The organism is Methylobacterium sp. 22177 (assembly GCF_052045615.1).
GTDB classification, from domain to species: Bacteria; Pseudomonadota; Alphaproteobacteria; order Rhizobiales; family Beijerinckiaceae; genus Methylobacterium; species Methylobacterium radiotolerans.
In genome coordinates this window covers 18,847-30,692 of the sequence record NZ_JBQEPK010000054.1, presented here as the reverse complement: position 1 = coordinate 30,692, position 11,846 = coordinate 18,847, and the positions used below count along the sequence as shown (strand labels likewise).

Sequence of the window (11,846 nt, the reverse complement as noted above, 5' to 3'; positions counted from 1 at the left end):
GTCGAGTTCGAGGCCCAGTACGCCGCGCAGGGCTTCGACGACGTGCGCGCCATCGCGGCCCGCACCGGCCTCCAGAGCCTGATGCTCGGTGAGGAGGCCATGCTGCTCGGCGGCAACACCTCGCTCGCGCGCGGCACCACGCCGACCCCGACTCTGTCCGGCGCGGCGACCGGCGGCACGCTCGGTGAGCGGACCTGGTCGGTGATCGCCGTGGCGCTGGCGCTCGACGGCGTGATCAACGGCACCGTCGCGGGCGGCATCCAGTCGACCATCACCCGCACCAACGCGGACGGCTCGACCGACGTGTTCGGCGGCGGCGCTGCGGCCCGCTCGGCCGCCGCCACGGTCGCGACCACCGGCGCCACCGGGTCGATCGCGGCCTCGGTCGACCCGGTGCCCGGCGCGCTCGGCTACGCCTGGTTCTGGGGCGCGGCCGGCGCCGAGGTGCTGGGCGCCATCACCACGATCAACTCCGTCCTGATCACCGCCGCGGCCGCGGGCAGCCAGACCGCCGCCTCGCTCGGGGCCGTCGACCGCTCGACTTCGGCCCTGTCCTTCGACGGGCTCCTGACGCAGGCGTTCCGGCCCGGTTCCGGCGCCACCATCGTCACCCTGCCGCCGGGCAGCGCCGGCATCGGCACGCCGCTCACCGCCGACGGCGCGGGCGGCATCGTCGAGGTCGACGCGGTGCTGAAGTCCATGTGGGACCTCTACCGGCTCTCGCCCGACACGATGTGGGTCAACAGCCAGGAGGCGCTGAGCATCTCCCGGAAGATCCTCACCGGCAATGCGAGCTCGGCCTACAAGTACGAGATCGCGGTGACCCGCGACCAGCTCGGCGGCGGCTTCATGGCCCGCACCTACCTCAACCGCTTCTCGATGGCGGGCGGCTCGACCCTCGACATCAAGGTCCACCCGAACCTGCCGGCGGGCACGATCCTGTTCACCACCGGCACCCTGCCCTACCCCATCAACAACGTCGGCAACGTCATGCAGGTGCGGGCGCGGCAGGACTACTACCAGATCGAGTGGCCGCTGCGGTCCCGGAAGTACGAGTACGGCGTCTACGCCGACGAGGTGCTGCAGCACTACTTCCCGCCGTCCCTGGCGGTGATCACCAACATCGCCAACGGATGAGCGGGGCAGCACGAAGATGCCCTCACCGCTCGCCCGCATGCTGCCGCCCGGGGACGGGCGCCCGCACGTAACGGTCGCCAACGGCCGACCCTACCGGGGCGTGGCGGGCAGCGTCCTCGACGTGCCGGTCTTCGACGCGCAGGTGCTGGAGGCCAACGGCTGGATCCGCGCCGGCGCGCACGCCCTCGCCGGCCCGACCGCGGGACGGCCGAGCGCGCCGCTGGCCGACCAGCTCTACCTCGACACCACCCTGTCGCTGCCCGTCGTCTGGGACGGGCTGGCCAAGGTCTGGCGCAACGTCTGGACCGGCGCCCCGGCCTGACGCCCGCCACTCGCAGCAGGAACCCCGACATGATCAGGATGCGCGCCCCCGCGGGGCTGACCGGCTTCTCGCACCAGGGCCACGCGCTCGAGCCGGACGCGGACGGCGCGGTGCACGTCGACCCGCGCTATCGTCGCGCGCTGGAGGCGCACGGCTTCACGCCGTGGGATGCGCCGGGCCCGGCCACAGCTTCGGTTGCCGTGTCTCTCGGACCGCTCGACACCGATCGGGCCCGGCTGGTGGCGCTGTTCACCGAGACGGTCGCGGCGATGCCCGACGAGGACGTGGCGCGCATGATCGCCGAGGCGGACCAGCGCCGGCGCCTGGAGCAGGAGGACGCCGAGCGGATCGATCCGGCCAAGGTCACCGCCGCGGACATCGACGTGATGAAGCGCCACGAGCTGTTCGCCTTCCTGAGGAAGCGCGGCATCCGCGTCGTGCCGCCGGTCGACAACGACACGCTGCGGGCCAGGGCCCGGGACGCCCTGGCGCCCGCCGCCTGAACCATGATCTGGCCGAGTTCCCACGACCTCGTCCGGCTCGCCGATCTCGGCGTGCAGGAGGATGCCGACGGCGCGGTGCAGCGTCTGATCACGGCGGTGAGCCGCATGATCCTGACCGCGCTGAACCGCCCCGCGATCCTGCCGCGGCGCTACACCGAGGTTCGGACCGGGGGAACTGGCCGCATCCTCCTCGCCAACTGGCCGGTCACGGGGATCGAGGCGGTTACCGTCGGCTCGACAGCGATCGCGGCCGCCGAGGACGCCGGATCGCGTGCCGGCTACACGCTCCAGCCCGCCGACGAGGCCCCGCCCGGCCGGCCGCAGGTGCTCACCCTTCCGGGGCGTCCCGGCTGTGCAGCTGTCTCGGTGACGTACACGGCCGGCTACCGGATCGCGGTGGGGCCCGTGCCGATCCCGGGCGGCGCGCCGTGCGTCGTGTATCCGGACCAGCCCTACGGCGCCTGGGCCTGTGATCTCGGCGTGGCCTTCGGCACCGGCGCGGCACTCACCCAGGTCGATCGGGATCCCGCGCAGGGGCAGTACGCCGTCACCGACGCGGGCAGCTACCTGTTCTCGGCCGAGGACGTGGGCGAGGCGGTGGCGATCACCTACGGCTACGTCCCGGCCGATCTCGCCAACGCCGCGCTGGACTGGATCCGCGACCGCATGGCCTACGCCGAGCGGGTCGGCATGCAGTCGAAGTCGCTCGGCGGCCAGGAGACCGTCTCGTACCGGATCGCGGCCGTGCCCGATTTCGTCTCGGCGGCGCTGCAGCCCTACCGCGCGGTGGTGCCGCCGTGCTGACCGACATCCAGGTCGCGGAGACCCGGGTCGTCGCCCGGTTCGACCGGATGCCCGACGCCGTCCGCGCCGAGATGGTGAAAGCGGTCCAGGTCGAGCGGCTGGTGCTGGAGGCGCTGATCAAGCGAAAGCTCTCCGGCGAAGTGCTGAACGTCATCACCGGCCGCCTGCGCCGCTCGATCTTCTCGGATGTCGAGACCCGCGACGACGCGGTGACCGGCACGGTGAGCCAGTCGGGCGACGTGAAGTACTGCGCCCGCCACGAGTTCGGCTTCACCGGCGCGGAGACCGTCGCGGCTCATGTCCGCACGATCACGCAGGCCTTCGGGCACGCCATCGCCCCGCGCGCGGTCGACGTGCGCAGCTTCACCCGCACCGCCAACACGCCGGAGCGGTCGTTCATGCGCTCGTCCCTCGCCGACCGGGCCGAGGTGATCGTGGCGGCGCTGAAGGGTGCCGTGGCCCGGGGGATCGCGAGGTGACCGCCCCGCTCGGCCCACGCAATGCCGCGTTGGTCGCGCTCCAGACCGTCGTGGCCGGCGCCTATCGCTGGAGATCCGGCCCGACCCGGCGCCTTAAGCTGTTCGCCGACGTTCCGGCCCACCAGCGCCCGGCCGTGTTCCTGCACGAGGGCGGCGACGAGAGCTACGCGTGGTCGTCGGGCGCCGTGCCGCGGCGGACGATCGAGGTGAAGATCTTCGTCTACATCGACGCCCGCGACCCGCGCGTGGTCGGTGCGGCGCAGCTCAATGACATCATGGACGCCCTCGACCAGGCTCTCGCGCCCGCCGGCGCCGATCTGGCTCTGGGCCGCACCACGCTCGCCGGCACGCCGTACATGGTCCGCATCACCGGTCGGCCGGTGAAGGTGCCGGGCGACCTCGACGGCGACGGTCTCCTCGTCGTGCCCGTCGCGATCGAGCTTCCCTGACCCAGGAGAACCCCATGGAATCTGAGACCAATGCGGGCGCCGGCGTGGCGCCCCAGCCTGCACCCGTGCGCGCGGACGGCCCGCTCGCCCGCGGCGACACGCTGGCTGCGCGCATCGACAACCTGCACGCCGACATGCTCGGCGGCAGCGCGCTCGGCCACCACACTGCGCTGTGGAACCTCGTCCACGCCTTCAAGGAGCGCGTGAAGGCGCTGGTGGCCGAGATCGAGCGCGCCGTGTCCTGATCCCATGTCCTGAGAGGAGACCCGCATGTATTCCTTCGGCTCCGGGGTCCTGATCGGCACCCGCACCGACATCGCCAGCGCGACCCCGGTCAACTTCGGCCTCGTCCAGGAAGTCACGATGGACGAGACCGCCACGATCAAGGAACTCTACGGCCAGCAGCAGCACCCGCTGGCCATCGCCCGCGGCACGATCAAGACCACCGGCAAGGCCAAGGTCGCCCGGATCTCCGGGCTGGCCATGGCCTCGCTGTTCTACGGCGTCACGCCGGTGCCCGGGCAGCTCATGACCGCCTTCGGCGAGTCCGGCACGATCCCGGCCGGGTCGCCCTACACGGTGACGGTCGCCAATGCGGCGACCGCGGCCGACGATCTCGGCGTGCTGAACGCGCTCACCGGCCTGCCCTTCACGAAGGTGGCCAGCGCGCCGGCCGCCGGCCAGTACAGCGTGGCCGGCGGCGTCTACACCTTCGCCGCCGCCGACCAGGGCAAGCTGCTGCTGATCAACTACACCTACGCGCTGGCCGGCGCCGGCCAGCACTTCACCGTGACCAACCAGCTGCTCGGCACCACCCCGACCTTCCAGGCGCAGTTCTACACGACGTTCCAGGGCAACGCGGTCAACGTGCGCTTCAACAACTGCACGTCCTCGAAGCTCGGGTTCGGCACCAAGCTCGAGGACTTCGTCATGCCGGAGTTCGACTTCAGCGTGTTCGCGGACGCGGCCGGCAACGTCGCGACCTGGTCGTTCGGGGATGTCGGATGAGCGCCGATCCGCGGCCGCAACCGGCCACCATCACCCTCGGGTCGAAGACCTGGACCATCCGTCCGCTCACCCTGCGCCAGGTCGAGGCTCTGGAGCCGCTCGTGGCACGTGGATCCGGCGAGAGCCCGTTCGCCTACGGCCTCGCGGTGGTGAGCGCGGCGCTCGCCCGCGACCACGAGCCGGACATCGCGACCCTGCGCGATCTCGAGGCCACGAGCGCCGATCTCGCCGAGGCGACGCGCGCCGTGCTGATCCTGGCGGGCTACCTGCCGGGTACCGACCCGGGGGAAGCGCGGGCGGCGCAAGGCGCCGCCTCGACCTCGACGCCGTCTACGGCCGGATCTGCACCGTCACCGGATGGTCCCTCGACGCCGTCGGCGAGCTGACGCTCTGGGACGTGCGGCGGCTCTACCGCTACTGGTCGGCCCATCCGCCGGTCCACGAACTGGTGGCGGCGTTCATGGGCGTGAAGGCGCAAGCCGAGCTGCCGCCTCCCGCTGCATCGGCCGGAGCCGAGGTCGACGATCCGAGCGGCATCGGCGCGATGATCCTGCGCTTCCCGGATGGGCAGGTGAAGGCGCAGTAGGATCAAAGGTCGATCAGCTCGGTTCTCGGCGGTACCGCTTCCGACTCATTGCATAAGCCCGGAACGTCCGCTTTCCGGTCGCATGGCTGACGACGATCTATGACTGCAACGGGTGGAAGGCCGCCGGTCCGCTTTCGGGCGACCACCGTGTCAGAGCGGACGCCAATTGACGGCCCAGCCTCTCGTGCCTGCGGAGTTCGAGTTCTACCACCCGCGATCCGACAAAGAGGTGCGGCCGAAACGGCCTAGTCGCTCTTCCTCGATCCGCTTCTGCGCAGCATTGATTATTGTTGAGACGCGCAACCTGCTGCGGGGGCCGTGGGTGCCATCCATAGCTCGAGTCGGTCATAAATTTCGAGCACTTCGCTTATGCTCATACATTTGTTATCCCGTCAGGCGACAGCCCGTTGACTAGGAGAGGCGATGCCGACCCGCCGTACAGCGATTGGTGTATTTACGGCTATGGCGCTCATTCCTGGTCGCTCGAATGCGCAACCTGTAAAAGAAAGCCGGCGCCTCGGTATTCTGATGCCATCTGGCGAGAACGATCCCGAAACCAGCCGACGCCTTGATGCCGTTCGAAACAAGCTCGACGAGCTTGGCTGGAAGACCGGTACAAATCTCGATGTCACAATCAGGTACGTAAGCGGACATCCTGACAGTGCAGCCGGACTGGCCATGGATCTCATCGCCGCCCGAGTAGACATCATCCTGACGGCGGGAACCGAGGCCTCTAAAGCCGCAGTCGCGGCGACGAAAGATTTGCCGATCGTCATGGCGACAATTGGCGACCCTGTTGGGATTGGTCTAGCCCAAAGCCTGTCGCGCCCTGGCGGCAACATCACGGGGTTCAGCCTCAATGCATCAGATCTGAGCGCTAAGCGAGTGGAGTTTGCCCGCGCCTGCGTTCCGGACTCGCATCGCATCGCCGTCTTGGGCAACATGAAAAACGACAGCGTACTTCTCAAAGCGAAGAGTATTGCGGAGGCGGGCGCCGCCTATCGCATCGATACGAAGCGCTTCGACATATCTGATCCTTCTGCGATGAACGGCGTCCTGCTCAGCATCCGGGATTGGAAAGCGGACGTTATATTGACGACGGAAGACGCTGTCGTCGTCGCGAATAGGGATCTTTTGATCAAGCTTGCAATAAACTACCGGATCCCAATTATGTCGGAATTTTCGGTTCTGGCGGATGCTGGTGCGGTTCTGAGTTATGGACCTGTTACGCTCGAATTGTGGAAGCGCTCAGCCATCTATATCGATAAAATTTTTCGCGGCGCTTCGCCGGGGTTGCTGCCGATTGAGCAGCCGAACACTTTTGAGTTGGTCCTGAATCAACGATCCGCAAATGCGCTAGCTTTGCGGTTTCCCTTAAACATCGAAAGCTTCGCGGATAGGGTGATCGAATAGACTAATTCAGCTTTCGTGCTCTCGAGACGAGGTTGATACGTCTCTCTTGCTGTCGAAGGTATGTTTCTGACCATCACGCCATGCCGACATTCGACGGCGGCATGGCGGCTTTCGAGACACTACAAAGCCGGCTTGTGCGTCCGACTTGGGTCGCAAGCGGGAGGACCGCTGTGGGTGGATTTCTGCCGGTCTGCTTCTGGATGGCGGATGCATCCAAGCGGACGTAGCCGCGGGAGCCGATCACGACCTTTAGCGGGTTTTGAAGACGTTCGGAGCCAAGTCGGACGCTGCCGAAGCCTTACTCCTTGTCGCTAGCGTCCAGCAGGTTGCGCAGACGCTCTGCTTCCGCGATCACGACAGCGACGGAGCGTTGACGCTCCTGCGTATCACGGACCGCAGCGTATGCGCTCAAGAGCGCTGCAACCGCCTTCGTCATCGCCTCGCTGTCGGGGGATGAAGCTCTTTCCTGATTATAAAGGGAGGCGACTGGCAAGCCGAGCTCAGCGGCGATCCGCCGGAGGATGCGGGCGGTGGAGGGCTTGGGTCCCATTAAGCATTTCTGCCATCGCGACGCCGCGATGGCCTTAATTCATGATGGTGCCCGCAGCCTTTACGCTAGTTTTGTTTGGTTATTTTAGCTATCAGCAGCGGTTCAGTTTAGGCAGCAGAGGGCCGACGGCCCGGTGAGTAGCCTGCGCGTCGGGAGCATATGAAACAGGCCAGCATCGGAAACATGAGTTAGTGTAGCCGGGGTCTCGGATAGCTACGGTGTGCCGATGACTAATCGGGCCACCCTCAAACCCGCCGAGCAGCGCCGCTTGCTGGAGCAGCAGATGCGGACCTCGCTGGCTCTAGACAAATTGACAGCGCAGCACTCTGCCGAGGCACTTGCTCGATCCCGCGAGCTTCTGGGAGCCTCGGTTTATTGGTCGCCGAAGCTGAACAAGGACCGCTGAGGCTTAACATAAACCGAACCACACGAATGGGCTCCTACGGGTGGCTTTATGCCAGTCTGCTTGGGAGCGACGAGCCGGAAATGCAGATGTCGAGATGGTAACGGAAGGTAGTCAACACTGGCCCATACGGTTCATGATGTAGTTCAACATGGCATACTATGACGCGGCAGAGGGGATCACTGCTTCAGGCCAATTCTGGCGTTGCATGAACACCTGTTCAAAGCGTTCGGCGGTCATCGGCCGTCCGAAGAAGTAGCCCTGCCCCTCCGAGCAGTGCTGACGCATGAGTTCGGCCTGCTCATGCGTTTCGATCCCCTCCGCTATAACATCAAGGTTGAACCCGCGCGCCAAGTAGGAAATTGCCTCGACGATCGTCTGATCCTTCCTACTGCGGTCGATCCCGCTTACAAAGGATCGGTCAATCTTCAACCGCGTGACTGGATAGTCTTTCAGCATCGTCAGCGAGGCATAACCGGTGCCGTAGTCGTCGAAGGCGATACCGACACCCATTTCCCGCAGCTGCGCCAAGTCGGCATTGACCCGGCCGTCGCTGTTGAGGATGATGTTCTCAGTAATCTCAAGTTCTAGCTCTTCGGCAGGAAGGGCGCAGTCGTCGAGGACATGTTCGACTACGCGGGGCAAGTCGCCGGACCTGAATTGCGCGGCGAACAGGTTCACGCCGATGCGGAACCGCCCCTGCCCACGTGCGCGCCAGGAAGCAGCCTGCCGGCACGTCGTGCGGAGGATCCACTCGGAAACCGGAACTGCGAGTAGGCTTGCCTCCAGTGTCGGGAGGAACGCCGCTGGGCTGACGAGGCCGCGCTCTGGATGGTTCCAGCGGATAAGGGCTTCCGCCCCGGTGATGACGCCGGTGTCGAGGCGCACCTGGGGCTGGTAGTACATCTCGAACTCGCCTCGGTCCCACGCCCCTCGCATGCCTGAACTCACGGACGTGCGCGTCCGGGCGACCGAACGGAGTTCCGGCGTGTAGAGATGGACCCGGCTCCGGCCTTGCGCCTTGGCGCGATACAGGGCGAGGTCCGTATCCCCAAGGAATTCGTCCGGGTCCCAGACGCCGCCGTCGGTCACCGCGATCCCGCCCCCGGCCCCAACATAGACAGACCGTTCGTCGATCTCGATGGGCTGCTCGATGGCGGCGATCAGCCGGTGGCCCAGGGAGATGCCGGCCATGGGGTCCGCAACCTCGCTCAGGAACACGGCGAACTCGTCTCCCCCGAGACGGGACACGAGCCCCGTCTGCCCGACTTCCGTAACGAGCCGGGCGGCGATCGTCTTGAGGACCTGGTCGCCGGCCGCGTGGCCGAGGCTGTCGTTGACGTCCTTGAAGCCGTCGAGATCTAGCAGGAGGAGCGTCGCGGGTGAGGCGTCCCGACCCGCTTGATTCATTCGTTCGGCAAGTACCTTGCGGTTTGCGATGCCCGTCAGGTGGTCGATCTCCGCCTCGCGCTTGAGGCGCTCTTCCGCGATGCGCCGGTCGGTGATGTCGCGGGCGATGGCTCCAAAACGGTGCTCACCGCCCTCGGTCCAGTGCGACAAGGACAGCTCGATCGGAAATTCCGTGCCGTCGCGACGGCATGCCGGCACCGTGACGACCGAGCCGACGAGTTTGGTTGGATGGCCGGCGGCGGCGCGTGCCAATCCGGCCTCGTGCATCGAGCGGAATGCGGGCGGCACGATGATGGATATCGGCCGGCCGACCGCCTCTGCGGCCGTGTAGCCGAACATTCGCTCCGCGGCCTTGTTCCAGAACAGAATGACGTTTGATCCGTCCGAGCAAAGGATGGCATCGGGCGAGACTGCTGCGATGGACTCGAATTGCTTGCGGCCATCGAGGCTCGTGAGCCTCAGCTTTCGAGCCTCCAGCCGCTCCATCACGAGGCGGGCTAGATCTCGCAGCGTTTCGCGTTGCTCGCTTGAGAACTCCGCGCGTGGCACGACGTCCTTGATGCAGAAGCTGCCGACTACGAAACCTCTCGGGGTGATGAGGGGGGCTCCAGCATAGAAACGGACATGGGGCGCGCGCGCCACGAGATGCGAGGATGAGAAGCGCTCATCCCGCGTCGCATCCGGCACAACCATGACCTCGTGGCTGAGGATGGCGTGCGTGCAGAACGAGCCAGCGCGGTCCGTCTGGCACACGTCCATGCCCACGCGGGCCTTGAAGAACTGGCGGTCGCGGGCGACGAACGAGACGAGTGCGATGGGAGCCGCGAAGAGGCGCTTCGCCATCTGGACGATGTCGTCGAATTCCTGCTCCGGCTCTGTATCGAGGATGGCGTATCCATCGAGAGCCGCCAAGCGTTCACTCTCGTCGGGGGGTATTTGGCTAATAGGCATCAGGGTCATCGCGGCAGTCTGGCAAAACTTAATTCAAGCACCTCGGTCGTAGGCGGATGCCAATCGAAAACATGCCGCATTGCTGCCCGGGGTGATGGGCCGCCCACGAAATCGAAGGCTATACCAGATTAGTTTCTATCCCTTTACGAACTCAGCAGATCAGCACGAAATTCGCGGATGGCTGCCAATGGGTCGGGTGGGTCTGGCGACACCGCACACAACTCAACAGCGCGGGCATCCTCGCCCCGAAACTCGTTGAACGCGCTCTCAGCGAAGTGAGCGCGCCAAACAGCTGGATTGGGCAGATTTCGTTGAAAAACTCGCGGTCGGCCTGGATCGAGGTTTGATGGGGGGTTGGCTGAGGGCCTCCCCCAGCCGATCAGGCTAGGCTCGGCTGCCCCAGCGGGATCAGCTTGGCCAGCTTCCGTAGGTTCTGGGCGGCGGCCGCGAGGTGGAATTCGTCCCGGGCTCCATCCGGCCCCCGCAACCGAAGCCGATCCAGCTTCAGGATTCGCTTGAGGTGGGCAAACAGCATCTCGACCTTCTTGCGCTCCCGCCGCGAGGTACGGCCCGCCTCCGAGGCGCAGATGTCGCGCGCCATCTGCCGGGCGCCCTCGTGGATTGAGCGTGGGATCTTGCGGGCGGATGCGTTGGGGCAGCATCGTGGCTTCAGCGCGCAGGCATCGCAGTCGTGCTTGCTCGCGCGGTAGCGCAGCATCCCGTCTGCGTCGACGAGCGGAGGCGGTGACCTGTAGACCTTCTGACGTTGCCGCAGGTGCTTGCCGGCCGGGCAGGTGTAGGCGTCAGCGCTAGGGTCGTAGGTGAAGGCTGATCGGCTGAAGGTGCCGTCCCGGCGCTCAGACTTGTCGAAGACGGGGATGTGCGGCTCGATGCCCTGTTCGTGGACGAGCCAGCCCAGCATCGCGGCCGATCCATAACCACTGTCGCCGGCGAGCCGTGCCGGGTAGAGGTCGAAGCGCTCGCGCGAGCGCACGATCATGCGCTTGGCGGCTGTGACCTCGGCCTGCCGGATCGCGGTGGTCGGCTCGACGTCCACGATGACCGCGTGGTCGAGGTCGATCAGGTAGTTGGCCGCGTAGGCGAAGTAGGCCAGCCCACCGTCCGCCCCCGTCCAGCGCGCAGCCGGGTCGGCGGGGGAGACGAGCTTGGGCACGACCGGCGTCGCAGCCCCGAACGCGGCGTCGTCGAGCACAGCCAGGTACTCCCGGGCGGCGCGGCTGACGCTCTCGGGTGGCAGGCCGTTCGTACCCTCGACACCCTTCTGTCGATTGGCATCGGCCTTGATCAGGCTGGCGTCGACCGCGAAGCCCTCGCCGCCCACGAGCCCCTCGGCGATGCAGCGGGCGAGCACGGTCTCGAACAGGCGCCGCAGCAGGTCGCTGTCGCGGAAGCGGCCATGGCGGTTCTTGGAGAAGGTCGAATGGTCCGGCACCCGGCCGTCGAGCCCGAGCCGGCAGAACCAGCGATAAGCGAGGTTGAGGTGGACCTCGTCGCACAGGCGGCGCTCGGAGCGGATGCCGAAGCAGTAGCCGATGAGCAGCATGCGGATCATCAACTCAGGGTCGACCGAGGGCCGGCCCGTCGAGCTGTAGAACGACTCCAGGTGCGCGCGCAGGTTCGACAGGTCAACGAAGCGGTCGATGCCGCGCAGCAGATGGTCGGCGGGGACGTGGGTATCGAGCGAGAACTCGTAGAACAGGGCGCCCTGCTCGACTTGCCGAGGTCCCATCATCTGCTTCGGTCTCCGCCTCTCGACGAGAGTGAATCACCTCACGACTACCGCTGCAACACCGAGTTTTTCAACAGAATC

Annotated in this window: 14 protein-coding genes; 11 read left to right on the top strand and 3 right to left on the bottom strand. The window is 66.4% G+C overall.

What is annotated here, in order from left to right:
- From ACTJK8_RS28535 to ACTJK8_RS28485, 11 genes are all read left to right on the top strand, one after another.
- On the top strand, positions 1-1,137 hold a 1,137-nt coding region (locus tag ACTJK8_RS28535), incomplete at its 5' end, for a hypothetical protein (protein ID WP_440762915.1).
- 16 nt (positions 1,138-1,153) lie between these two features.
- A complete protein-coding gene (locus ACTJK8_RS28530; RefSeq protein ID WP_440762914.1) occupies positions 1,154-1,459 on the top strand; it encodes a hypothetical protein in 306 nt (101 codons plus the stop codon).
- 29 nt (positions 1,460-1,488) lie between these two features.
- Positions 1,489-1,962 (top strand): hypothetical protein, encoded by a 474-nt coding sequence (locus ACTJK8_RS28525; RefSeq protein ID WP_440762913.1) that lies wholly within the window; start codon positions 1,489-1,491, stop codon positions 1,960-1,962.
- 3 nt (positions 1,963-1,965) lie between these two features.
- Complete coding sequence (locus ACTJK8_RS28520) at positions 1,966-2,766, top strand: phage head-tail connector protein (RefSeq protein ID WP_440762912.1); 801 nt, start codon at positions 1,966-1,968, stop codon at positions 2,764-2,766.
- Positions 2,760-3,245: a hypothetical protein gene (locus ACTJK8_RS28515; RefSeq protein WP_440762911.1), complete on the top strand. Its 486-nt coding sequence runs from the start codon at positions 2,760-2,762 to the stop codon at positions 3,243-3,245. The genes ACTJK8_RS28520 and ACTJK8_RS28515 overlap by 7 nt, the downstream gene beginning before the upstream one ends.
- Complete coding sequence (locus tag ACTJK8_RS28510; RefSeq protein ID WP_440762910.1) at positions 3,242-3,694, top strand: hypothetical protein; 453 nt, start codon at positions 3,242-3,244, stop codon at positions 3,692-3,694. Before ACTJK8_RS28515 ends, ACTJK8_RS28510 begins: the two co-directional genes overlap by 4 nt.
- Before the next feature lie 14 nt (positions 3,695-3,708).
- Positions 3,709-3,939, top strand: coding sequence for a hypothetical protein (locus tag ACTJK8_RS28505; RefSeq protein ID WP_440762909.1), 231 nt, complete (start codon positions 3,709-3,711; stop codon positions 3,937-3,939).
- 25 nt (positions 3,940-3,964) lie between these two features.
- Positions 3,965-4,702 (top strand): hypothetical protein, encoded by a 738-nt coding sequence (locus ACTJK8_RS28500; RefSeq protein ID WP_440762908.1) that lies wholly within the window; start codon positions 3,965-3,967, stop codon positions 4,700-4,702.
- The gene (locus tag ACTJK8_RS28495; protein WP_440762907.1) at positions 4,699-5,088 is read left to right on the top strand and encodes a hypothetical protein; all 390 of its coding nucleotides are present in this window, start codon (positions 4,699-4,701) and stop codon (positions 5,086-5,088) included. The genes ACTJK8_RS28500 and ACTJK8_RS28495 overlap by 4 nt, the downstream gene beginning before the upstream one ends.
- An 11-nt stretch (positions 5,089-5,099) precedes the next feature.
- Complete coding sequence (locus ACTJK8_RS28490; RefSeq protein WP_058606375.1) at positions 5,100-5,288, top strand: hypothetical protein; 189 nt, start codon at positions 5,100-5,102, stop codon at positions 5,286-5,288.
- A gap of 423 nt (positions 5,289-5,711) precedes the next feature.
- A complete protein-coding gene (locus ACTJK8_RS28485; RefSeq protein WP_440762906.1) occupies positions 5,712-6,701 on the top strand; it encodes an ABC transporter substrate-binding protein in 990 nt (329 codons plus the stop codon).
- A 298-nt stretch (positions 6,702-6,999) separates the two neighbouring features.
- Here the strand turns inward: ACTJK8_RS28485 and ACTJK8_RS28480 are convergent, their stop codons facing one another.
- The 3 genes from ACTJK8_RS28480 to ACTJK8_RS28470 all read right to left on the bottom strand — a co-directional run bounded on the left by ACTJK8_RS28480 (position 7,000) and on the right by ACTJK8_RS28470 (position 11,768).
- Complete coding sequence (locus ACTJK8_RS28480) at positions 7,000-7,251, bottom strand: hypothetical protein (protein WP_058607661.1); 252 nt, start codon at positions 7,249-7,251, stop codon at positions 7,000-7,002.
- Positions 7,252-7,813: 562 nt separating this feature from the next.
- Positions 7,814-9,976: a putative bifunctional diguanylate cyclase/phosphodiesterase gene (locus ACTJK8_RS28475; protein WP_440762905.1), complete on the bottom strand. Its 2,163-nt coding sequence runs from the start codon at positions 9,974-9,976 to the stop codon at positions 7,814-7,816.
- A gap of 418 nt (positions 9,977-10,394) precedes the next feature.
- Positions 10,395-11,768, bottom strand: coding sequence for a transposase (locus tag ACTJK8_RS28470; protein ID WP_440762471.1), 1,374 nt, complete (start codon positions 11,766-11,768; stop codon positions 10,395-10,397).
- Positions 11,769-11,846: the final 78 nt, after the last annotated feature.

What these genes read in the sequence shown, in the direction of transcription:
- ACTJK8_RS28530 (WP_440762914.1), top strand. Translation starts at nt 1,154, where the DNA reads ATGCCCTCACCGCTCGCCCGCATGCTGCCGCCCGGGGACGGGCGCCCG.
- ACTJK8_RS28525 (WP_440762913.1), top strand. Translation starts at nt 1,489, where the DNA reads ATGATCAGGATGCGCGCCCCCGCGGGGCTGACCGGCTTCTCGCACCAG.
- ACTJK8_RS28520 (WP_440762912.1), top strand. Translation starts at nt 1,966, where the DNA reads ATGATCTGGCCGAGTTCCCACGACCTCGTCCGGCTCGCCGATCTCGGC.
- ACTJK8_RS28505 (WP_440762909.1), top strand. Translation starts at nt 3,709, where the DNA reads ATGGAATCTGAGACCAATGCGGGCGCCGGCGTGGCGCCCCAGCCTGCA.
- ACTJK8_RS28500 (WP_440762908.1), top strand. Translation starts at nt 3,965, where the DNA reads ATGTATTCCTTCGGCTCCGGGGTCCTGATCGGCACCCGCACCGACATC.
- ACTJK8_RS28495 (WP_440762907.1), top strand. Translation starts at nt 4,699, where the DNA reads ATGAGCGCCGATCCGCGGCCGCAACCGGCCACCATCACCCTCGGGTCG.
- ACTJK8_RS28485 (WP_440762906.1), top strand. Translation starts at nt 5,712, where the DNA reads ATGCCGACCCGCCGTACAGCGATTGGTGTATTTACGGCTATGGCGCTC.
- ACTJK8_RS28480 (WP_058607661.1), bottom strand. Translation starts at nt 7,251, where the DNA reads ATGGGACCCAAGCCCTCCACCGCCCGCATCCTCCGGCGGATCGCCGCT.
- ACTJK8_RS28470 (WP_440762471.1), bottom strand. Translation starts at nt 11,768, where the DNA reads ATGATGGGACCTCGGCAAGTCGAGCAGGGCGCCCTGTTCTACGAGTTC.